Raw genomic sequence first — 21,090 nt, 5'->3', positions numbered from 1 at the left:
GTCCCGTTCGTGGGCGTATTGCCGCCCGGCGACTTCCTCGCCGAGCGACTCGGAAACTACGCAAGAGCCGCGCAGGGAGCGTTCGCCGACAATACGATCCGCGCGCTCGCTGCCGACAGTCGTATCTTCGCCGCATGGTGCGGGGTCGCCGGACTCGCGATGCTGCCGGCCGCGCCGGAAACCGTCGCCGCCTTCATCGACGATCGGGCTAAGTCAAAGTCTCGGGCCACAGTCGAGCGCTACCGCTCGTCGATCGCGGCCCTCCACCGTGCCGCCGGTCTGCAGAACCCATGTTCTGACGAACTCGTACGGCTGGCCGTCAAGCGGATGAGCCGGAGCAAGGGCCGTCGGCAGAAGCAGGCCGAGCCGCTGAATCGGCCTAGCATCGACCGCATGGTCGCGGTCGGAACCACCGGCCGTCTGCATCGACGTATCACCGAAGCGGAACGGGAAATCCCCCTGATCGCCCTGCGCAACGCCGCCTTGCTCTCGGTCGCCTATGATACGCTACTCCGCCGTTCCGAACTCGTCTCCTTATATATAGAGGACCTTGAGCGCGCGGCTGACGGTTCCGGCACCATCCTCGTCCGCCGTTCCAAGTCCGACCAGGAAGGCGAAGGTGCAATCAAGTATCTTGCCCCCGACACCATGGACCGAGTCGAAGGCTGGTTGCGGGCGGCGAAGCTTGAAGCGGGACCTCTGTTCAGGCCGCTGTCCAAGGGGGGGCGCCCGGGTGCGACGCCGCTCGGCGACTCGGAAGTCTACCGGGTGTTTCGGGAAATCGCAGTTGCAGCCGGCTTGAAGCTCCCTCGCCTTCCCTCCGGTCACTCGACGCGCGTAGGAGCGACCCAGGACATGTTCGCGGCAGGTTTCGAACTCCTCGAGGTCATGCAGGCTGGGTCGTGGAAGACTCCAGCCATGCCTGCTCGCTACGGCGAGCGTCTTAGAGCACAGCGCGGCGCATCGCGAAAGCTTGCGGCATTACAAAATCGAGCATAGATGGTACTTTTGCGAAAGAATATAAACAGTCTATCCTTCATTAAAATTGTTACTAGCTGAGTTATTTCTTCAAACTATGTATGAGTTGAAAGCCTATATAGGTCATACACAATGGAATTTATCGAATTATGAAAGCTTGGTTGATCAAGGCTCGGGTCATCAAGCCGTCCATGGCTGTATGAGGTCGAACTTCGTTGTCGTGTTACCTCTTTTCCGACGTGCTCACTGGTATCGGATAGCGATAAAGATCGCCAGGAGTTCAGGCATTCCGTCCATAGACGGACTTTGAACGCCTCGATGTAGGCGTTGTTGGTCGGTGTCGGATCAGTGATCGCGGAACTTCGCAGACCGTCCCAAATCATCTGACACAGACACCCTTTCCAAAGCGGGCCGGCAGCTTTCGGCCAGACTACGCCACATCGGATCGCCGACGGGCGCAAAAGCGGTCGCTCGGCTTTGCGCCCTTTGCAGACCCTCGGAAGATCCGCTTTGCGGTAGGCTGGCGGAGGATGACCTACGTTTGGGCCGGGTCGATTTCTGCCTGTCTGCTCATGGTCGGAAATGTATGAAATCCGACCTCGTCTACATACGCGCTTCTGATTAGTTCGGTAGCAGTCCCGCCTCTTGATAGCTCCGGATCAACGAGTCGAACAGGTTTATGTCCGAACGGCTGCGGGCGATCATCTGAGCTCCCGCTACAGCAGCATATATGGCACGAGCTCTCGTCTCGCTTTCCTTCGGCTTAATTAGCTTTGCAGCAACTAGCTGCTCGCGGAGCCAAGCCGTGTTCACGTCGGCGAAGGCCTGAACCTCCTTCAAGACCTGTTCAGGTAATGCGTCATATTCTGTCGCCATGAAGCTGCTGAGGCACATGCGGTTGTTGTGCTCTAAGGATAGGCGGAAGATGCGGGGGTACTGCCGCAAAGCTTCCATCGGGCTTTCGGTGTTGGTCGAAATGGCTTCGAGATCGCGAGCGATGCCCTCCCAATAGCGGCGCGCAACTGCTTCGCCGAGGAGGGCCTTGTTGGCGAAGTAGTAGTTGATGCTGGCGGCCTTGATGCCGACGGCCTCCGCGAGATCGCGGAAATTGATGCCGCCGTATCCATAGGCCATCGCCGCCTCCCTGGCGGCCACGAGGATCGCCTCGCGCACATCCCTCTTCAACGTCGCTGCCATGTTCAACCTCCACCTGTCATATGGCAGACAGGGGTTGACAGCGCAAGATCGCGGTCATAGCTTCGTACCTGTCATCTGACAGACAGGCGACATACCTTGGAAAGCGAGCCGACGATGTCCGACAAGCTCAAGCTCTTCACCTCACCCTCGGCCTTCCCGAACCCGCAGCGCCTGCGGATCTTCATGCACGAGAAGGGCATCGCCGATCACTTCGACGAGACGATCTACGACATGTCACCGGTGGGCGAGCAGCGGGGTTGGAAGCACCTGAAGATGAACGCTTGGGGCGAGACACCGACCCTTGCGCTCGCCGACGGCACCTATCTCAGTGAGACCTCCGCCATCGCCCGCTACCTCGACGACACGTTCGAAGGCCGCAAGATCATGGGGGAGACGGCGCACGAGCGTGGCCTTGATCAGATGTGGGACAACCGGGTCTGGGTCCACATTCTCTACCCGATCGTGACCGCGTTCCATGTGCTGCACCAAGGCCTCGGGCCGAAGCTCGAACTGACCAGCAATCCAGCATGGGGCGAACATTCCAGGAAGGTAGCGCTCACACATGCCGGGCTCGTTGACCGTCATCTGGCGGACGGCCGCGAGTGGCTGCTTGGCGGTGATGCGCCGACATTCTCGGACATCACGTTGGCGACCGCCATCGCCTTTTCCAAGTTTCCGGTCAACGCGACACCGCTCGACGAACGGTTCGAACAAATCGACGCTTTCTGGAGGCGTTGGCAGCAACGGCCTGCCTTCCTGACGGCCTATGCCGACAGGAACAGTGGCGTTGCAGAGCTCGATAACCGGGTCTGATCTTACACCCGGCATCAACCACTCAACACCTCATCTCAACTCAAAGGTGGCTACCATGCCGTTTGCGCGTATCGATCTCATTGAAGGAAAATCCCCGGAATACCGTGCGGCTGTCGCCGACATCGTCTATCGCGGCATCGTGGATGTTTTGAAGGCTCCTGACGGAGATCGCTTCATCGTCGTCAACGAACACCAGCCGAACAACCTGATCTACGACCCAAACTTCCTCGGCTTCAGCCGGTCACCGGATTTTCTGCTGATCCAGGTGACCAGCACCGTCGGTAACGATGCCGACTCCAAGTTGGCCTTTTATCGGTTCATCGCCGACGAACTGAAGGCCAAGCTTTCCATCCGGGCTGACGACATCATGATCAATATGGTTTTCGTCAAACGCGAGGACTGGTCCTTTGGCGACGGCCAGCCCTGGACCTAAGTCCACCCCGGGCACGGATGAACTCGATCACTTCGGAGCGCTTCGGCTTGGCGCACGCCAAGCCGACGGACTTTGGAATAGCCGTTAAACAAACTACGCGAGGGGGTTTGGACGATGTTGTCGGCAAGCCTGTTTTCGGCCGCTCTTTCCTTGGTCATGCTCTGTGCGTCGCCCGCATTCAGTGAAACGCCTCTTCGGGTCAGAGGGCAGGTTGTCGCGATCGACGATGGGAGCGTCACGGTGGGCGCAAAGGACGGAAATACCTTCCACCTGCTCACGGGCACCAGAACACTCTACGCCGATGTCGTTTCCTCGAATCTCGACGCGATCCGAAATGGCAGCTTTATCGGTAGCGCGGTAAAAGGCCCGCTTGGTCACTTCGTTGCCGTTGAGATCGTGCTGGTCCCCGAAGCAATGCGCGCCGGCAGGGTCGGCCTCTACGACTGGGACCTCCTGCCCGACACCTCGGGCATCGACTCGTCCGGCACGATTGCGACGAGCATGACCAACGGATCGGTGTCCGCGGTAGCAGCCGTGGTGATGAACACAAGCACCGGGACCGGCCGCGGCCGTTTGCTCACCGTAGACTTGGTCGACGGCCAGACGGTGGACATCACCGTCTCTCCGACCGCGCCTATCGTCGAGTTCGTCGCTTCAAGCCGGTCGACAGTCATACTGGGTTCGGCGGTCGTCGTTTGGACTGCTCCTGGTAATCAAGCCCGTCTCATCGCAGCGGGTAAAGGGCTCACTCCGCCCATGTAACGTCACTAACCCAATGACCTTGATAGGAGGCCACAATTTTGAGTCCAACGCTAAGTGCGGCAACCGCCGCCATCTCACGCAACCCCGCCACGGGCGAGCTGATCGAAACCTATCCATTCCAAACCCCTGCGGAGATCGAGCGGACGCTCGCCAGTAGCGCGGCGGCTTACACGACATGGCGTGGCGTCGGGTTGAACGAGCGGCTCGCCTGCTACGGGCGGCTCGCCGCGACGTTGCGAGATCGATCGGAGCCACTCGCCAGGCTCATCGTCGCCGAAATGGGGCGCACCATTACTCTCGCGCGGTACGAAGTCGAAAAGTGCGCCGGGGCGATTGAGTGGTTCGCCGAGCACGGCCCCGCGATCCTCGCCGACGAACCGGCCCCAGTGGATGGCGATCAGGTTTACGTCTCCTTCCTGCCGATCGGCACCGTTCTTGGCGTGATGCCCTGGAACCTGCCGCTGTGGCAGGCGATCCGCGCCGCCGGACCGATCTTGCTGTCGGGCAATGGCTTCCTGCTGAAGCATGCGACCAACGTCATGGGCTGCGCCTACGCCTTGCAGGACGCCTACGAGGCCAGCGGCTTCCCCAAAGGCCTCTTCGCCAACCTAAATACCGACAACGATACGGTCGCGCGCGTGATCGAAGACCCGCGCATCGCCGCCGTGACGGTTACGGGCAGCGTTCGGGCGGGATCGGCAGTGGCGGCCACGGCCGCACGGGTGATCAAGAAGAGCGTGCTTGAACTCGGCGGTGCGGACCCGTTCATTGTCCTGGCTGACGCTGATCTCGACGGTGCGGTGCGGGCGGCCGTCCAGTCTCGTTACGACAACGCCGGACAGGTCTGTCTGGCGGCAAAACGCATCATCCTTGGGCAGCCGATCGCAGAGGCGTTCACGCACAAGTTCGTCGCGGCTGCCGGCGCGCTCAAGCTCGGCGACCCGATGGACGAAGCGACCTTCGTAGGGCCGATCGCCCGGGGCGATCTCCGCGACGGCATCCACGACCAGGTCGAGCGATCGATCGCCAAAGGCGCAAAGCTGCTGCTCGGCGGGCACAAAGTTGAGGGCCCAGGCTATTTCTACGAACCGACGGTGCTGGCCGACGTCCGGCCAGGGATGGCAGCTTTCGACGAGGAGATTTTCGGACCAGTCGGGGCGCTTATCGTCGCCGAGGATGTCGAGGACGCGATCCTGCTTGCAAACCATAGCGAATACGGGCTGAGCGGCAACATCTGGACCTCGGACGTTTCCAAAGCCCGCGCCATGGCGCGACGCCTCGAGACCGGGGGCGTGTTCATCAATGGCTATACCGCCTCCAACCCTCGCGTCCCGGTAGGTGGTGTTAAGAAGAGCGGCTACGGCCGCGAGCTGTCCCATTTCGGCCTACGAGAGTTTACCAACGCGCAGACGGTTTGGGTGAAGCCGAGCGATTGAACCGAGCGCACGGCACGATGGCCTACGTCGACAGGGAGAATTGGTCGTTCGGTGACGGTCAGCCGTGGTAAAGACTTCCGACGTCACCTCGATCTGAAGCCGCAGGACCGAAAACCAATGACCGGTTTGGTGAAGCGCCGAGGGCTCTCGTGACGACTGCAACGGGTCGTCTGAATGTCTGACTCTGGGCATGCTAACTCTGGCATCCGACGCCGACGACGGCGCCGCGCGTCGGACCATTGCGGCGATCGCGCGTTCGCCACGGGCCCGAGACCGCTTGGCCGTTGGATGGAGGATAATCCTTGAGCCAGCGCCTTGAGGATGATCCGCCCGTCGCCCTCGTGACCGGGTCCACGTCCGGCATCGGGGCGGCGATAGCGCGTCGGCTGTCCAGCGATGGCTACGCGGTCGTGTTGCACTCGCGCAAGTCTGCGGAGACGGGACACGCGCTAGCCGCCGAACTCGGGAGGGCCGCATACGTCCAGGCCGATCTGGCCGATGACGCCGACAGGGTCAGGCTGGTGCGGCAGGCCATCGCCTTCTGGGGGCGTCTCGATGTCTTGGTCAACAACGCAGGCATCAGCCGGGTCATCCCTCACGCCGATCTCAAGGCCGCCTCGCCAGCCGTCTGGCACGAGTTGCACGAGGTCAACGTGGTGGCGCCGTTCCACCTCGTGGCAGAAGCCGAAACCGCGTTGCGGGAATCCGCCCGGCGCGGTCGGTCGGCCTGCGTCGTCAACATCAGTTCGCATGCCGGGGTCAGACCCAAGGGTGCATCGATCCCTTATGCCGCATCGAAGGCGGCGTTGAACCACATGACCCGTCTGCTCGCCGTATCGTTGGCCCCGGACGTCCGGGTGAATGCCGTCGCCCCAGGCTTGGTGGACACCCCCCTGACGGCGGATTGGACGGCCGCCCAGACGCTGTGGCGGGAGCGTTCGCCCATGCGCCGGGCTGCCAAGCCGGAGGACATCGCCCAGGCCGTCGCACTGCTGGCGGCCTCGGACTATCTTACCGGGGAGATCTTGCTCTCGGATGGAGGTTTGAACCTCACGTAGCGGGAGTGGAGCCAAGGTCTGCTTTCCGGCTCTGATCTGAAGACCGCTCACCACCCTTTGCCGAAGGTGGGATGGACCGCTTCTAACGATCCTTCCTTACCATCCGGGAGTGATCCCGGTTTCTTCGGCGAGCCGGTGGAGGTCGGCGCGGGTATCCTCCGGCAGCGCCAAGCCCTCGGCGTGGTTGCGCGCCGCGTTGCGGGCCTCGATCTCGCCTGGATAGAACACCTCATCGAACCCCTGCGCCAGCGGCACCGCCTTCAGGTCAGCGATCAACTGATCCATGCGGGCGTTGAACTCCGTCAGCAATTGGATCTGAGCGATGTCGATCACGATCATCAACTGCCCCGCCCCGCTCCGGTGCTCGGTCTGGTAGGGGCCGGTCACGCGCGCCCCAAAGGCGCTGCCGGTGAGCACGCCCGAGAGCATGTCCATCATCAGCGCGATGGCGTAACCCTTGTGCTGGGCCATCGGCAGAATGATCCCGTCTATGGCCGCCGCTGGGTCGGTGGTCGGCGCACCGGCCGCGTCGAGGGCCCACCCTTCCGGGATCGGCTGCCCCTTTTGCTTGGCGAGGTAGACCTTGCCTCGGGCCACCCCGGTGTTGGCGATGTCGAGCACCATCGGCGCGTGCGAGCCAGCCGGGCAGCCCCAGGACCACGGGTTTGTGCCAACCGTCTTCTTGCGGCCCCCCACGGTGACATCGCCGGGCTGGCGTTGGTCGATAGGAACGCAACGCAGCCTTCCCGCGCGGCCATCAGAGTGAAGTACAGCGCCGTGCCGAAGTGCCCCGAGTTGCGTAGGGCAACTGCGCTAACGCCGTGCGCCTTCGCCCGCCGGATCGCCTCCTGCATTGCGTGAGCGGCGAGCACTTGGCCCATGCCGTCGTGACCGTCGATTACCGCGAGGCCCCCGGCATCGACCACCGTCTCGGGCTGGGCCACCGAGGCGCAGACCCCCGCCTTCAGCCGGGCCGTATACCAGGAGAGGCGCATGACCCCGTGCGACTGGTGTCCCCAGAGGTCAGCTTGGACGAGTGTGTCGGCGGCGAGCCGCGCATCGGGTACCGGCATGCCGGCGGCCTCGTAGATTGCGCTGACGAAATCGAGCAGCCTGTCGGCGGGGATGCGTGCGGCGCTTGCCATAAGTCGCTCCTGAAATCTCGGCGAGAGAAGCGAGTTTAAATGTCGGCTTTGGGGCAGCGGCCCAATGACGGCTTACCACCGAGCCTGTGTGAAAACGAAAGCGCTTGCCGAAATTGTAGAACAATCCTCTACGCTGCAGACAAGCGGCCCCGCTGCAGGGCGGTTCTGACGCGATTTAGGCCTAAATTTCGGCGCTGCCCAGGTTGTTCTCGGGAAGATCCTTCTACCCCTTTGTCGTTTTCACACATCCTCCACCCTGAGCTGAAGTTGCCGGAGGGCACACGGACGACCGCTTTGAAGAAGCGCCGACGACGGTCTGGATGACCGGGTAGGGTCGAAACCGGAAGGTTGCCTACCTGCAGGTGAATGTCCGGTTTCAGTCAATGCGTTGAAATCCGCTCATGGCGCGAACCGGATGGATAATGGCTTAACCTTTCGAGCGGCCCAAGCCTGCAGACTTCGTGGCCGTCGTCTGCTCAAGCGTCATTGCCGGGTGAGGCCAATCGACAGCAGCGGGGTGCAACATCAGCGGGCTCGGCTTCACGTTATGGCATTAATCTGCTGGAGTATTGTTCTCCGACAAGCCACATCAGACGGCGTCGAAGGTCGGATTTGTGTAAGGATAGTAGTCGCCGAGCTGAAGATGCTCGTAGGCGAGGGCGTCGAGGTGCACGGTGCCCATAAACGGTTCGGGGGGCTCGACGAGCAGGATCGTCCCGGCATAACCCCCATCGTCGAAGCCCCGGCGGAAATGGACCCGGGACTTGATCGCGACAACGTCGAAATCCCCCGCCTTCAGGCCAAGCTCCCAAAGCTCCGCCGGATCCACGATCTGGACGAGGTAGGGGCTGAGCACCAGCACGTTGCCGCGGCCGAAGGCGACGCAGAGCCACGCGTCGCCGCCGCTCCGACCGGCCGTGGCTCCGACGACGGCGAGTACCGTCCCGGTGATGCGGACAGGTTGACCGGCAGAGGGATCGTCCTCACCGGCAACGGGGCCGCCGACCTCCTCGTCGAACGGATCGCCATCTTTCACCCCTCCGGCCACCAGCCGGCTCAGAACCTCGGGGGAGGCAACCGTGCCGATCAGCGTGCGCTCCAGATCCTGCGCCAGCACCGCCGCCAAGAGCCAGGTCGACCGGCCGGAGCGGTCGCTGTAGTCGGCGAGCACGACCGGTCTACTGCCCTCGCGTGCGGCGCGGGCGGCCCCGGCGACGCCGTCCCGCATCGCGTGGATCGCGACGCTCGACACCAGCGCCGCCCGATGCCGCCACGTCCACAACGCCATGTCACGGGCAATCCGGTCGGCGAGATCGGGATCGCCGTTGGTTAGGACCTGGATCGCCATGCCGGCGTCCGGCACGTCCGACCAGGGGAAGCCGAAGAACACGTTGACGAAGACGTCAGGCTCCCGCGCTTCCCAAACCAGCGCGCGCTGTACGAGGTCGGACCAGGGCGAGGCGCCGGTCCACATTACCACGGTCGGCGCGATGATCGGGACGGAGATCGTCCGGTGCGCTGGCTGGAAGCTGCCACGAATCGACCGCACCAGCATCCGTGCCGCGCGCTGTCCCTGCAGATGCATGTCGTAGTGCGGGAAGTACTTCACCGCGAACGCCATGTCGGCGTGGCGCAGGAACTCCGCGTCCTCGTTGCCGTGTGGGTCGAAGGTCGCAGCGATCGGAACGCCCGCGCCGACGACCTCCCGCACCTGCCGCGCGATCTCGGCTTCAGGACGCGGCACCCCGCGCACGGCCATCGCCCCATGAAGCGCGAGGTAGACCCCGTCAAACGGCGCTCCCGTCCGCAGCTCCGACAGCATGAGACCGAGGAAATGCTCGAATGCCTCGCGCGTCACCCAGCCCGAGCCGATGCCAGTGCGCGGCCATAGCGGCGAGGTAATCCCGACGAGGTCGACTCCGTCGTATTCCCGGGCCACCTGTACGAAGCCGCCCATGTACCCCTTGGGGTCGGTGGCGAGCAGCGCCTCGCCGCCCGCGGGCGAGCCCGGATAGATGAAATCCTCCAGGGTCGTGTCGTTCGGCAGGAACGTCACGGTCTCGTGGGTGAACTGGAGCACGGCGATGCGCATCGGCGTCGATCTTCTCAGGCTGGCCTGACGTCGTAGAACTGCACGAAGCCGTTGCGCACAGCCGTCAGCCCGCGATAGGCCGTGGCCTCGTAGTAGGCGCCGAGCGGCAGGTAGGGCACGTCGACGAAGAACTGCCGCTGGATCTCGGTGCAGATCGCCTTCTGCGCTGCGAGGTCTGGGGCGGCAAACCACTGCGCTCGCAAGTCCTCGAGCCGCGGGGCGCGGGGCCACCCGAACCAGGCTTGGTCACCGTTGCCACGGATGCCGAGCTGGCCGGCGGGATCGAAGTTGTTCGTGCCGTTGAGGTAGGTGACGAAGGTGCTCCATCCGCCCTTGTCCGGGGGCTGGCGGCTCGACCGGCGTTGAACCAGCGTGCCCCAGTCCGTCGAGACGAGCTCGACGGCGAGCCCGCATTTCTGGAAGGCCTCGGCCGCGACCAGAGCCAGGGGATGGGTTGCGGGATAGTCCGTCGGATCGAGCATGACCACGCGCTCGCCGCGGTATCCGGCCTCCGCGAGGGCGCGCTTCACCGCATCGAAATCGCGTGCGCCCACCAGCACCTCCGTGCCGTCGCGCGTCGCCATCGGCGCGTCGGGGCTGAAGACGCCGACATGGTCCTTCCACAGGGCGCGCTCGTCGCCCGCGACCGCGCTCATGAACTCAGTCTGGTCGATCGCACCCAGCAGAGCCCGGCGGACCGCGGGATTGTCAAAGGGCGGGTGCAGATGGTTGAAACGCAGGCATCCGATGCCACCGGCCGGATCCAGAACCTCCAGCTTGATACCGGGCTTGCCCCTGAGCAGCCCCTGCAGGTCCGGCGTCGGGTTCTGCCACCAGTCGACTTCGCCGTTGGCAAGCGCGCTTGCGGCGGTGGAGGCGTCGGGCACGATCCGCCATTCAACCCGATCGAAATGTACCCGCTTCGGTCCCGCGGTGAAGCTCGCCTCGCCGTCCGGCCGGGGTACGTAACCGTCGAAGCGCTCGTACACGGTGAGTGCGCCTGGGACCCGCTCGTCCGCCTTGAAGCGGAAGGGGCCGGAGCCGACCATCTCGGTGACCTGCGTGTTCGGGTCGGTCTTCGCCAGCCGCTCCGGCATGATGCAGGGCATCGAGGTGCCGGTCTTGCCCAGAGCCGCCGGCAGCAATGGGAAAGGACGTCTCAGGCGGAACTGCACGACGCGATCGGAAGCCGCGGCGAGTTCGTCTGTGGCGTCGATCAGCGCCCGGCCGAAGGCATCGCGCGCGGCGAACCGGCGGATGCTCGCCATCACATCGCGCGCCAGAACCGGCTCGCCGTCATGGAAGCGCAGTCCCTCTCGCAAGGTAAGGCGCCAGAGCCGACCGTCCGCCTCGACCGTGTGGCCCTCGACCATCTGCGGTTGGAAGTCGTAGCGAGCAGTCTGACCATAGAGGGTATCGAAGACGAGGTAACCGTGGTTGCGCGTCACGGTCGCCGTCGTCCAAATTGGGTCGATTACCGCGACATCGCTTTCCGGGACGAAGCGTAGGACCTTAGCGGGCCGCGCGATAGCGGGTCGAGCCAAAGACGTGGCAGCTAGGCCAGCGAGGACATCGCGACGCCTCATGCGCGGTCAATCGTGCTTAGCGCCATCAAAAGTCACACGCCCTTCGTCCTCGTGAATCCCATAGTGGCGCCCGGGAGAAGGAGAGGCAAATCGGGAGAAAGGCGCTCATGTGGGGGCCCGGCCGGGCGGCAAGGCCGAAAGGTCCTCGTCGAAGCGGCTCGCGACTCAGCCAAAAAATGGAAAGTCGCTAGCGCCGCAAGCGCGGCAAACTTCCGTCTCTACCAATTGGTCGAACTAGTCTCGGATTGCTTATCAGCCGAAGGGCTGGAGAACCGCATTCCTGACGGCGAGAAATCATACATTATCAGGCTTGGAGAGGAACGGCGCCAGATATGTACAAGTGTGGCAGGCTTGACCGACCGCCCCTAAGCAACTGAAGTCCCAGAGAAATCGATCTGGATCTCAATGAGCATGTTTCCACCAAGAAAGCCTGGTGGAGCTGAGGGGACTGCAACCCTAGGTCCAGCCAAGCCACTGTATTTTCTTCAAGTCTTTGCCAAGATGAGGTTTCCGGGGATGAGATCGGGGATGAAGCGGGGATTTGTCGCCTCGCTACCTCGAAGTGTTCCCGGTCTCGCGTTAGTTGCGTCGTTGGGCTGCTCTCGCAGCCCAGCGCCTTCTTGCCGGCGTTCGCCAGGCCGGTTCCTCAGATGTCCTCCGGCGGGATCCGAGCATCCAGTGGTCGTAGCCTATCGGGTCGGTAAGGTGGTAGTTCGTGGCGCGATGCGCTCGTCGAATCCGAATTCGACGTCTGGGCGCTCGATTTCTTCGGCTTCGGCGGATCGGACACATACCTGGCCATAACTCGACCCACACGACCCATAGGCCGGCATGTTGTCCATCCAGCGGGCTCATGACCACGTACCCAAAAAAAATTGCCAGCAACCTATAGACGACCGGTCTAATCGAATCTATGTGTAGCTCATGGCACAGGCAAACGGCAACCTAGACACCCGGCAAGCCATCCTCGACACCGCCCACCGCATCGTGGGCGCGAAGGGGTTTTCGGGCGTCGGCCTTAACGAAATCCTGGCCGCGGCCGGTGTCCCGAAGGGTTCTTTCTATCACTACTTCGGCTCGAAGGAGGCCTTCGGCGAGGCACTCCTGGCCGACTACTTCGAGGAGTACCTCGCCGACATCGACATCACCCTCGCCGATACCGGCCTGAACCATGGCGAGCGCCTGATGAATTACTGGCACAAGTGGCAGGCGACCCAGGGCAGCATCGACTACCAGCGCAAGTGCCTTGCCGTGAAACTCGCGGCCGAGGTCTCGGACCTGTCCGAGCCCATGCGGCTGGCCCTCAAGGCCGGCACGGCTGGGATCATCGACCGTGTGGCGGGCGCCATCGAGGCGGGCGCCGCCGAGGGGTCGCTCACGGTCGACGGCGAGCCGCGTACCACGGCCGAGACACTCTACCACCTGTGGCTTGGTGCGAGCCTGATGGCGAAGATCGAACGCACTAACGCGCCGTTCGACACCGCGATGAAGACGACGCAGCGTATCCTGAACCAACCACGGGCTTGATTCAGCGAACCGACGGATCGCTGCACCAGCATCGAAAGATTTATAGACGACCAGTCTATTTAATCAGCATTCGGAGATTATGATGACCCCACGAACCGCCCACCCCGTCGCCCCATACGTGCTGCTCGCCGAGCTCGGAACCGTCTTGTTCGGCGGCACCGCCGCCTCGGCTGAGGAGCGCATCACCCTGGAGATCATCGGTGCCGTTCGCATGGTCGACCCGGAGGCGGTCAGCCGTGCGGACGTGGCGCCTGTGAGGACCGAGGCCAGCGAAGCCCGCGAGGCGACCGCGGGGAAGTCTACCGGCAGGATGGCGGACCGTCACAACTGACCCGCTCGCACACGCACTGACGACCACTCACACCGAACCCGGAGAACGACGATGAAGATTCTGATGGTGCTGACTTCCCACGACCGGCTCGGCGACACCGGCCGCAAAACCGGCTTCTGGCTGGAGGAGCTCGCCGCGCCCTATTACGTATTCAAGGATGCCGGTGCGGACGTGATCCTGGCATCGCCCAAGGGCGGTAAGCCTCCGCTCGATCCGAAGAGCAACGAGCCAGGCTTCCAGACCGACCTGACCCGTCGTTTCGAGGCGGATGCCGGGGCCAACGCGGTGCTGGCGGAGACGGTCCGGCTCGACGGCGTCACCCACGACGCTTTCGACGCGGTGTTTTACCCCGGCGGTCACGGGCCGCTCTGGGACCTTGCCGAGGACGCCGCCTCCATCAAGCTCATCGAGACGACGCTGCAGGCAGGCAAGCCCGTCACCCTCGTCTGCCACGCCCCGGGCGTGCTGCGTCACGCCAAGGCGCCCGACGGCAAGCCGCTGGTCGAGGGGAGGGCCGTCACCGGCTTCACCAACACCGAGGAGGAGGCGGTCGGCCTTACCGAGGTGGTCCCGTTCCTTGTCGAGGACGAGCTCAAGCGGAACGGCGGCGCGTTCTCCAAGGCGGGCGACTGGGAGTCGTATGTGGTCGCCGATGGTCTGCTGATCACCGGACAGAACCCGGCCTCGTCCGGACCCGCGGCCGAGCGCCTCCTCGACCGTCTCAAGAACGAGTGACGGCACGAAGTCCGCGGTCGCTTCCAGCCACAGGGAGCGGCCGTGGCCAGGAAACCCTCCGGACCGATCCGGTCGACCGGGACACATCCGATGACCATAGCCACCGACACCTTCGTCCGACTGCAACGGACGTACGGTCTCACGTCGCGTTCCGGCGTGATCGGGACCCTGATCCCGCACGTCAGGATATTCTGGTCGACGGAGCGGACCAACAAAGTCCCGACCCTGCCCGACATGAGCATCGTGCTCATGATCAATGGTCGGAAAACCGCGCACCTGCCGGACCGGGACGTCCATTACGACAAGGACAACTACCTCGTCGTGACGGCGTCGGTACCGTACGAATGCGAGAGCACCGCCAGCGAGCGTGACCCCTTGCTCGGGGTGGTCGTCGACGTCGACTTGCAGGCATTGAACCGGTTCGCGAAGCTTCCAGGGATGGCATCGGTCGGGGCGCCGGCGACGCCGACGCCCCTGGGGCCCGGCCTCCATCCGGCCGCCCTTAGTGCCGAGTTGTCTGATGCCAGCCAGCGCCTCGTACGCATGCTGTCCTCCCCCAGCGATACGCAGGCGCTCGGTACCGCGATTGCCGACGAGATCCTGTACTGGGCGCTCAAGGGCGAGCATGGGCCCGCGCTGCTCTCGCTGGCCGACCAATCCAGCCGGCAGGCGCGCATCGCCCGCGCGATCTCGTGGATACGGCGCGACGTCACAAGGCCGCTAAACGTGTCGGAATTGGCTGAAGTATCCGGCATGAGCGTCAGAAGCTTTTATCGAGCATTCAAAGCGATAACGTCAGTCACGCCCCTGCAATACGTCAAGATTGTCCGATTGGACTTGGCGATGACCCTTTTGCGGCGCGGAGGCCGGGATGCGGGCTCTGTCGCGCGGGAAGTCGGCTACGAGAGCGGCTCGCAGTTCAGCCGCGAATTCAAGCGTCGTTTCTCGGCGTCGCCGACAGATCCGAAGGTTACGGGCCGAGCGTAACGCACACGGCAAGCACCGGGTACGTCACGGATCCGAATTTTGGCACGATTGAACGCGCGTTTGGCAGGAATAGGCAAAACAGCGTTTGCGATCTCGTTATAGTAGCGCTTGCAAAGGCAGCATCGGCATGAAGAATCCTTCCATGGCAGCAGTGACGCCCCGCCTGTTTGAGCCGATAATACTCGACGGTCTAACGCTGGAGAACCGCATTTTGGTCGCGCCGATGTGCCAGTATTCGGCACGGGATGGCGAGGCTACCGACTGGCACATGATGCATCTCGGGCAGCTCGCAATGTCGGGTGCGGGCCTGCTGACCCTGGAGGCGACCGCAGTCTCCCCGGAGGCGCGCATCACCGCCTGGGACCTCGGCCTCTACGACAACGGCTGCGAGCGTGCGCTTGGCCATGTGCTCGACGCGGTGCGGGAGTACGCACCGGTTCCGGTCTGCATCCAGATCTCCCATGCCGGGCGCAAGGCGTCGAGCGAGGCGCCCTGGGCCGGCGGCCAGCAGATCCCGTCGGAACACGCTTACGGCTGGCGCACCGAAGCCCCCTCGGCGGTCGCACATGGGGAGGGCGAGATCCCGCCTCACGCCCTCGACGCCGCCGACCTCAAGCGGGTGCGGGACCAGTTCGTGGCCACCGCCAAGCGCGCGGCGCGCCTCGGCATCGAGGCCGTCGAACTGCACGGCGCCCACGGCTACCTGCTGCATCAGTTCCTGTCGCCCATCGCCAACAAGCGGACGGATGAGTACGGCGGCAGCTTAGCCAACCGGATGCGCTTCCCCCTGGAAGTCTACGATGCCGTACGGGATGTCGTGCCCGCGGGCTCGCCGGTCTGGTTCCGGGTCTCGGCGACGGACTGGGTCGAGGACGGCTGGGATCTCGACGAGACGGTCGAGCTCGCCCACGCTCTGAAGAAGGCCGGTTCCCCCGCGATCCACGTCTCGACCGGCGGCGTCTCGCCTAAGCAGGCGATCAAGCTCGGGCCGGGCTACCAAGTGCCCTACGCCGAGCGGATCAAGGCTGAGACGGGCCTCGCCACCATCGCGGTCGGCCTGATCACCGAGCCCAGGCAGGCGGAGGCAATTCTGCAGGAGGGCAAGGCGGACGCCGTCTCGCTCGCGCGAGCGATGCTCTACGACCCGCGCTGGCCCTGGCACGCGGCCGCCGAGCTCGGCGCCCAAGTCCGTGCACCAAAACAGTATTGGCGCTCCCAACCCCACGAATTCAAGGCGCTGTTCAAGGACGCCGCTTTCGGACAGCGGTGACCGCCACCCGGTCGTGCAAGCTCACAAAATCACATGTTTAGGTGCGGTACCCGGAAGTCGCCGGATGCCTCGTGCCTCTCTGCCAGGGGATCCGCCATGCCGGTCATCGAGATCAACGGACGATCAAACGACTTCGACGTCACCAACGACACCCCGGTGCTCTGGGTGCTGCGAGACGTGGCGGGACTGACCGGGACGAAGTTCGGGTGCGGCATGGCCCTGTGCGGGTGCTGCACCGTCCTGCTCGATGGCGAGCCAGTCCGGTCCTGCGTCACTGCCATCGGCGATGTGGCAGGGCGGAAGATCACCACCATCGAGGCCATCGGCGAAACGGAAGCGGGCGCCAAGATCCAGAAGGCCTGGCTCGACCTTGAGGTCGTGCAGTGCGGCTACTGCCAGTCCGGGCAGATCATGTCGGCCACGGCCCTTCTCGCCGGCAACCCGAAGCCAACGGACGGCGACATCGACACCGCCATGAGCGGCAACATCTGCCGTTGCGGGACCTACCCGCGCATCAAGGCCGCCATCAAGCACGCCGCGTCACTTTGAGGGGGCCGCCATGAACAAGCCTTTTCCGACGCGCGATGTCGTCGTGCCGTCCCGCCGCACGTTTCTGTCGGGCATCGGCGCCCTCGTCGTCGCGGTGAGCCTTCCGGCTGGCCCGCGCGTGGCCCGCGCCGCAGCGCGTGATTTCGCCCCGAACGCTTTCATCCGCGTCGCGGAGGACGGGACGGTCACCCTGGTGATGCGCGACGTGGAGATGGGCCAGGGCATCTGGACCGGCGCCTCGATGCTGCTTGCCGAGGAACTCGACCTCGGCCTCGACCAAGTCACGCCCCAGTTCGCCCCGCCGGACGAGGCGCTGTACGCGAGCCCGCTCCTCCAGACACAGGCCACCGGTGGCTCGACCTCGATCCGCGGCGATTGGGAGGAATTCCGCAAGCGCGCGGCGGTCACCCGGGCGGCGCTGGTACAGGCCGCGGCCGGGCGATGGGGCGTCGAGCCGGCCACCTGCACGGTCGAGCGCGGGGTCGTAAGGCACGCCTCTTCGGGCCGCTCCGCGTCCTACGGGTCGCTCGCCGCGTTGGCGGCCGCAGCGCCGCTCCCGGCCGACGCGCCGTTAAAACCAAAAGAGACCTGGAAGCTGATCGGTACGCCGCAGAAGCGGCTCGACACACCCACCAAGGTCAACGGTCGGACCGTCTACGGCATCGACGCCAAGGTGCCCGGCATGAAGGTCGCCACCGTCGCGATGTGTCCCGTCCTCGGCGGCAAGTTGGTGAAGGTCGACGACGCCGCTGCGCGGAAGGTCAAGGGCTTCGTCGCCGTTCTGACGCTGCCGGACGGCGTCGCCGTCGTCGGCGACCACTTCTGGGCGGCCAAGCAGGGCTTGGATGCGCTCGACGTCGAGTGGGACCTGGGGCCGAACTCGAAGGTCTCGCAGGCTGACATCGTTTCGGGCCACCGCGAGGCGGCCAAGAAACCGGGCCTCGTGGCCAAGGCCGAGGGAGACGCCGTGGGGGCGATTGCCGGCGCGGCGATTAAGCTCGACGCCGTCTACCAGCTCCCCTTTCTGGCGCACGCGCCGATGGAGCCGATCAACTGCACCGTCCACGTGCGCCCCGACGGCGTCGACGTCTGGTGCGGCACCCAGGTGGCCGGCCGCGCCCAGGACGAGGCCGCGAAGGCCGCCGGCGTCGACAAGGCCAAGGTCACGGTCCACAGCCACATGATCGGCGGCGGTTTCGGCCGACGGCTGGAGGCCGAGTACGTCGGCATCGCGACCGCGCTCGCCAGGCAGGTGCCCTACCCGCTGAAGATGGTCTGGACTCGGGAGACCGATATCCAACGCGACCGGTACCGGCCCTACTACTACGACCAAATCTCGGCCGGCCTCGATACTGAGGGCCGGATCGTCGGCTGGACCCACAAGGTGACGGGCTCCACCGTCATGGCGCGCTGGGCGCCCCCCGGCATGCGCCCGAACGGGATCGACCCCGACACCGTCGAGTGCGCGGAGGAGACGCCGTACGATATCCAGGCCTACCACGTGTCTTGGGTGCGCCACGAGCCGCCGGGCGTCGTCACGGCGTGGTGGCGGGGCGTCGGCCCGGCCCACAATGTCTTCGTCGTGGAGAGCTTCGTCGACGAGCTTGCGTACGCGGCCAAGCAGGACCCGGTGGCCTTCCGCCGGCGGCTGCTCGCCAAGAACCCGCGGACGCTGAAGGTGCTGGAACTCGCCGCCGAAAAATCGGGCTGGGGCACGCCGCTCCCCCCGGGCGTCGGGCGCGGCGTGATGGTCGAGAACGCCTTCGGCTCGTTTCTGTCCGTGGTCTGCGAGGCGGAGGCCACGCCAGACGGCGACATCCGCCTACGCCGGATCGTAGCGGCGATCGATTGCGGGCAGGCGGTCAACCCCGATTCCGTGCGCGCGCAGATCGAGGGTGGGCTCGTCTTCGGCATGACGGCGGCGCTCTACGGCGAGGTCACCCTCGACAAGGGCCGGGTGCAGCAGTCGAACTTCAACACCTATCGCATGCTGCGCATGGACGAGACGCCGCCCATCGAGGTCCACTTGGTCGACAGTGACCAGAAGCCCGGCGGGCTTGGCGAGACCGGAACGGCGGCCGCCTTCCCGGCCCTCGCCAACGCGGTGTTTGCAGCCACCGGTAAGCGCGTCCGGCGCCTGCCGCTCGTCAGCACCCAGGTGGGGTGACGTGGTGCCCCGCCTCTTGATCAAGCTCGCCGCCGTCGCCGCGACCCTCGTCGTGGCCGGTGGCGGTGCCTTCGCAACGTGGCGCCTGTACGACCGCGACGCGGAGGTCCCGGTGCCGGATGCCCGGCCGACGCCGGAGCTGATCGCCCGGGGCGAGTACCTCGTAAAGGCCGCTGACTGCGCAGCCTGCCACAATGCGCCCGGCGGCAAACCCTTCGCGGGCGGCCTCGCCTTCGCGCTGCCGTTCGGAACCATCTACTCGACGAACATCACCGCCGACCGGGAGACCGGCATCGGAACGTGGAGCGACGACGACCTCGTGCGCGCTCTCCATGAGGGGATCGGCAAGGACGGCTCGCACCTCTACCCGGCCTTCCCCTACGCCTCGTACACAGGGCTGAGCCGCAACGACATCGTGGCGATGAAGGCTTACCTGTTTTCGCTGCCAACCGTGCGCGCGCCGGCTCGCCGGAACGAACTGGCGTTCCCGTTCGACCAGCGCTGGACGTTGGCCTTCTGGAACCTCGCCTTCCTCGACCAGCACCGCTTCCGCCCGGACCCTCAGGCGAGCGCCAGCGAGAACCGCGGTCAGTACCTGGCTACGGCGCTGGGCCATTGCGGCGAGTGTCACACACCGCGCAACGTCGGCTTTGCGATGGCGATGTCGAAGCAGTTCGGAGGGGCCATGCTGGAGGGCTGGAACGCCTACAACATCACCGCGGACAAGGGGTACGGCATCGGCGATTGGAGCGACGACCAGGTCGCCAGCTACCTGTCGACCGGCCACGCCCCAGGGCGCGGTTCGGCGGCCGGGCCAATGGCGGAGGTGGTCGCCAACAGCCTTCAGTACCTGACTCCGGAGGATATTGCCTCCCTAGTGGCCTACCTGCGGCGCGTCGAGCCGCGGACCGGCAAGCCCGGGACTGAGGTCGATCCAGCCCCGGCTCGGATGATCGCGTCCGCCGCCTGGAAGCCGGGCACGTCCGATCCGGGCAACCTAGCCGGCCAGCGGATATTCGAGGGCGTCTGCGCAGGCTGCCATCAGTGGAACGGTGCTGGCCGGCAGACCCACTACGCGTCGCTCGCCGGCAGTCAGGCGGTCAATGATCCCGAGGGCGTGAACCTCGTCCAGGTCATGTTGAAGGGCGCGGACCTCAGGACGGGCAAGGGCCGCGGCTACATGCCGAGCTTCCGCGACGCCTACAGCGATGCCGAATTGGCGGCGGTGGCCAACTACGTCATCGGCCACTTCGGCGGGAAGTCGGGTGCGGTCACGGCAAAGGCCGTACGCGACCGCAGGGCGCCGCGTTGATCCTGACCGGGATGTCTGAGCCCACTGTTCGGGTATCCTGCCCTTGTGCGAGGCTCAGAAAAATCCCGTCGGCAGCTGTCAGGAAGGGCCGGCGGTTCGCCAATGCGATTGTCGAAGTTCATGCCGGCAGCAAGCCCGATGCGCGGTAGCTCTCGATAAGGGTGTCGAACTGCGAGACGTCCGAGCGGCTCCTCGCGTAGAGCTGGGCGCCCGACACCGCGGCGAAGATTGCCCGGGCCCTCGCCTCGCCGTCCTCAGGCTTCGCCGCCCCCGCCATGACCAGCACCTTGGCGAGCCAAGCGACGTTCACGTCGGCGAAGCCCCGCGCCTCCTGCTGCACGACCTCCGGCAGGTTGGCGTACTCGGCCGACATGAAGCTGCACAGGCAGAGCCTATTTCCATCTTCAAGCGAGCGACGGAAGGTGCTCGGGTAGAGCCGCAGGCATTCCATCGGGTCGCCGGTATTCTCCAGCATGGCATCGAGCTCGACCGCGATGTCCTCCCAGTAGCGCCGCGCGACGGCCGCGCCGAGGTCCGCCTTGCTAGCGAAGTGGTGATAGATGCTCGCCGCCTTGATGCCGACATCCGCCGCGAGGTCGCGGTAGCTCAGCCCGCCGTAGCCGTGCGCCTGCGCGGTCTTCCTCGCGGCGGCCAGGATCGTCTCCTTCGCGTTCGTGCTCACACCTGCCTCCGTCCCAGAATCAAAAAATCT

18 protein-coding genes and 1 pseudogene are annotated in these 21,090 nt (G+C 64.8%); 14 read left to right on the top strand and 5 right to left on the bottom strand.

Going from position 1 to position 21,090, the window contains the following annotated elements; all coding sequences use genetic code 11:
• On the top strand, window positions 1–999 hold a 999-nt coding region (locus ACYQPG_RS31880), incomplete at its 5' end, for a tyrosine-type recombinase/integrase (protein ID WP_461232905.1).
• Window positions 1,000–1,599: 600 nt separating this feature from the next.
• On the opposite strand, the gene ACYQPG_RS31875 is transcribed toward ACYQPG_RS31880, so the two are convergent.
• The gene (locus tag ACYQPG_RS31875; RefSeq protein WP_461232904.1) at window positions 1,600–2,175 is read right to left on the bottom strand and encodes a TetR/AcrR family transcriptional regulator; all 576 of its coding nucleotides are present in this window, start codon (window positions 2,173–2,175) and stop codon (window positions 1,600–1,602) included.
• A 114-nt stretch (window positions 2,176–2,289) separates the two neighbouring features.
• On the opposite strand from ACYQPG_RS31875, the gene ACYQPG_RS31870 reads away from it, so the two are divergent.
• The 5 genes from ACYQPG_RS31870 to ACYQPG_RS31850 all read left to right on the top strand — a co-directional run bounded on the left by ACYQPG_RS31870 (window position 2,290) and on the right by ACYQPG_RS31850 (window position 6,677).
• A complete protein-coding gene (locus tag ACYQPG_RS31870) occupies window positions 2,290–2,988 on the top strand; it encodes a glutathione S-transferase family protein (RefSeq protein WP_461232903.1) in 699 nt (232 codons plus the stop codon).
• A 55-nt stretch (window positions 2,989–3,043) separates the two neighbouring features.
• Window positions 3,044–3,421 (top strand): tautomerase family protein, encoded by a 378-nt coding sequence (locus ACYQPG_RS31865; RefSeq protein WP_461232902.1) that lies wholly within the window; start codon window positions 3,044–3,046, stop codon window positions 3,419–3,421.
• A gap of 114 nt (window positions 3,422–3,535) precedes the next feature.
• Entirely contained in the window at window positions 3,536–4,183 is a 648-nt protein-coding gene (locus ACYQPG_RS31860) for a hypothetical protein (protein ID WP_461232901.1), read from the top strand.
• A 38-nt stretch (window positions 4,184–4,221) separates the two neighbouring features.
• On the top strand, window positions 4,222–5,619 hold the full coding sequence (locus ACYQPG_RS31855) for an NAD-dependent succinate-semialdehyde dehydrogenase (protein WP_461232900.1): 1,398 nt from the start codon (window positions 4,222–4,224) through the stop codon (window positions 5,617–5,619).
• A gap of 302 nt (window positions 5,620–5,921) precedes the next feature.
• A complete protein-coding gene (locus ACYQPG_RS31850) occupies window positions 5,922–6,677 on the top strand; it encodes an SDR family NAD(P)-dependent oxidoreductase (RefSeq protein WP_461232899.1) in 756 nt (251 codons plus the stop codon).
• A gap of 96 nt (window positions 6,678–6,773) precedes the next feature.
• Here ACYQPG_RS31850 and ACYQPG_RS31845 read toward each other — a convergent pair.
• The 3 genes and pseudogenes from ACYQPG_RS31845 to ACYQPG_RS31835 all read right to left on the bottom strand — a co-directional run bounded on the left by ACYQPG_RS31845 (window position 6,774) and on the right by ACYQPG_RS31835 (window position 11,500).
• Window positions 6,774–7,750: pseudogene (locus ACYQPG_RS31845) on the bottom strand (Ldh family oxidoreductase).
• Between the two features lie 661 nt (window positions 7,751–8,411).
• The gene (locus tag ACYQPG_RS31840; protein ID WP_461232898.1) at window positions 8,412–9,914 is read right to left on the bottom strand and encodes a M81 family metallopeptidase; all 1,503 of its coding nucleotides are present in this window, start codon (window positions 9,912–9,914) and stop codon (window positions 8,412–8,414) included.
• 14 nt (window positions 9,915–9,928) lie between these two features.
• The gene (locus ACYQPG_RS31835; protein ID WP_461232897.1) at window positions 9,929–11,500 is read right to left on the bottom strand and encodes an ABC transporter substrate-binding protein; all 1,572 of its coding nucleotides are present in this window, start codon (window positions 11,498–11,500) and stop codon (window positions 9,929–9,931) included.
• 924 nt (window positions 11,501–12,424) lie between these two features.
• Here ACYQPG_RS31835 and ACYQPG_RS31830 point away from each other — a divergent pair.
• The 8 genes from ACYQPG_RS31830 (at window position 12,425) to ACYQPG_RS31795 (ending at window position 20,378) form a co-directional block, all read left to right on the top strand.
• On the top strand, window positions 12,425–13,027 hold the full coding sequence (locus ACYQPG_RS31830; protein WP_461232896.1) for a TetR/AcrR family transcriptional regulator: 603 nt from the start codon (window positions 12,425–12,427) through the stop codon (window positions 13,025–13,027).
• A gap of 82 nt (window positions 13,028–13,109) precedes the next feature.
• Window positions 13,110–13,358 carry a hypothetical protein gene (locus tag ACYQPG_RS31825; protein ID WP_461232895.1) on the top strand — a complete coding sequence of 83 codons (249 nt, stop codon included), beginning with the start codon at window positions 13,110–13,112 and terminating at the stop codon, window positions 13,356–13,358.
• A gap of 51 nt (window positions 13,359–13,409) precedes the next feature.
• Window positions 13,410–14,093: a type 1 glutamine amidotransferase domain-containing protein gene (locus tag ACYQPG_RS31820; RefSeq protein WP_461232894.1), complete on the top strand. Its 684-nt coding sequence runs from the start codon at window positions 13,410–13,412 to the stop codon at window positions 14,091–14,093.
• A gap of 90 nt (window positions 14,094–14,183) precedes the next feature.
• A complete protein-coding gene (locus ACYQPG_RS31815; RefSeq protein ID WP_461232893.1) occupies window positions 14,184–15,080 on the top strand; it encodes an AraC family transcriptional regulator in 897 nt (298 codons plus the stop codon).
• 151 nt (window positions 15,081–15,231) lie between these two features.
• Window positions 15,232–16,350 (top strand): NADH:flavin oxidoreductase/NADH oxidase, encoded by a 1,119-nt coding sequence (locus ACYQPG_RS31810; protein WP_461232920.1) that lies wholly within the window; start codon window positions 15,232–15,234, stop codon window positions 16,348–16,350.
• A 96-nt stretch (window positions 16,351–16,446) separates the two neighbouring features.
• Window positions 16,447–16,899: a (2Fe-2S)-binding protein gene (locus ACYQPG_RS31805; protein ID WP_461232892.1), complete on the top strand. Its 453-nt coding sequence runs from the start codon at window positions 16,447–16,449 to the stop codon at window positions 16,897–16,899.
• Between the two features lie 10 nt (window positions 16,900–16,909).
• The gene (locus ACYQPG_RS31800) at window positions 16,910–19,066 is read left to right on the top strand and encodes a xanthine dehydrogenase family protein molybdopterin-binding subunit (RefSeq protein WP_461232891.1); all 2,157 of its coding nucleotides are present in this window, start codon (window positions 16,910–16,912) and stop codon (window positions 19,064–19,066) included.
• Window positions 19,067–19,070: 4 nt separating this feature from the next.
• Entirely contained in the window at window positions 19,071–20,378 is a 1,308-nt protein-coding gene (locus tag ACYQPG_RS31795) for a c-type cytochrome (protein ID WP_461232890.1), read from the top strand.
• A gap of 118 nt (window positions 20,379–20,496) precedes the next feature.
• On the opposite strand, the gene ACYQPG_RS31790 is transcribed toward ACYQPG_RS31795, so the two are convergent.
• Window positions 20,497–21,060 carry a TetR/AcrR family transcriptional regulator gene (locus tag ACYQPG_RS31790; RefSeq protein ID WP_461232889.1) on the bottom strand — a complete coding sequence of 188 codons (564 nt, stop codon included), beginning with the start codon at window positions 21,058–21,060 and terminating at the stop codon, window positions 20,497–20,499.
• Window positions 21,061–21,090: the final 30 nt, after the last annotated feature.

The sequence above is a fragment of the Methylobacterium sp. CM6246 genome, from assembly GCF_054818005.1.
Note: the sequence above shows the minus strand (reverse complement) of the source record. Positions and strands in the feature narration are given on the sequence as shown.

Coding starts and splice junctions, on each gene's coding strand:
- ACYQPG_RS31875 (WP_461232904.1), bottom strand. CDS start 2,175: ATGGCAGCGACGTTGAAGAGGGATGTGCGCGAGGCGATCCTCGTGGCC.
- ACYQPG_RS31870 (WP_461232903.1), top strand. CDS start 2,290: ATGTCCGACAAGCTCAAGCTCTTCACCTCACCCTCGGCCTTCCCGAAC.
- ACYQPG_RS31865 (WP_461232902.1), top strand. CDS start 3,044: ATGCCGTTTGCGCGTATCGATCTCATTGAAGGAAAATCCCCGGAATAC.
- ACYQPG_RS31860 (WP_461232901.1), top strand. CDS start 3,536: ATGTTGTCGGCAAGCCTGTTTTCGGCCGCTCTTTCCTTGGTCATGCTC.
- ACYQPG_RS31840 (WP_461232898.1), bottom strand. CDS start 9,914: ATGCGCATCGCCGTGCTCCAGTTCACCCACGAGACCGTGACGTTCCTG.
- ACYQPG_RS31835 (WP_461232897.1), bottom strand. CDS start 11,500: ATGAGGCGTCGCGATGTCCTCGCTGGCCTAGCTGCCACGTCTTTGGCT.
- ACYQPG_RS31830 (WP_461232896.1), top strand. CDS start 12,425: ATGGCACAGGCAAACGGCAACCTAGACACCCGGCAAGCCATCCTCGAC.
- ACYQPG_RS31825 (WP_461232895.1), top strand. CDS start 13,110: ATGACCCCACGAACCGCCCACCCCGTCGCCCCATACGTGCTGCTCGCC.
- ACYQPG_RS31820 (WP_461232894.1), top strand. CDS start 13,410: ATGAAGATTCTGATGGTGCTGACTTCCCACGACCGGCTCGGCGACACC.
- ACYQPG_RS31815 (WP_461232893.1), top strand. CDS start 14,184: ATGACCATAGCCACCGACACCTTCGTCCGACTGCAACGGACGTACGGT.
- ACYQPG_RS31805 (WP_461232892.1), top strand. CDS start 16,447: ATGCCGGTCATCGAGATCAACGGACGATCAAACGACTTCGACGTCACC.
- ACYQPG_RS31800 (WP_461232891.1), top strand. CDS start 16,910: ATGAACAAGCCTTTTCCGACGCGCGATGTCGTCGTGCCGTCCCGCCGC.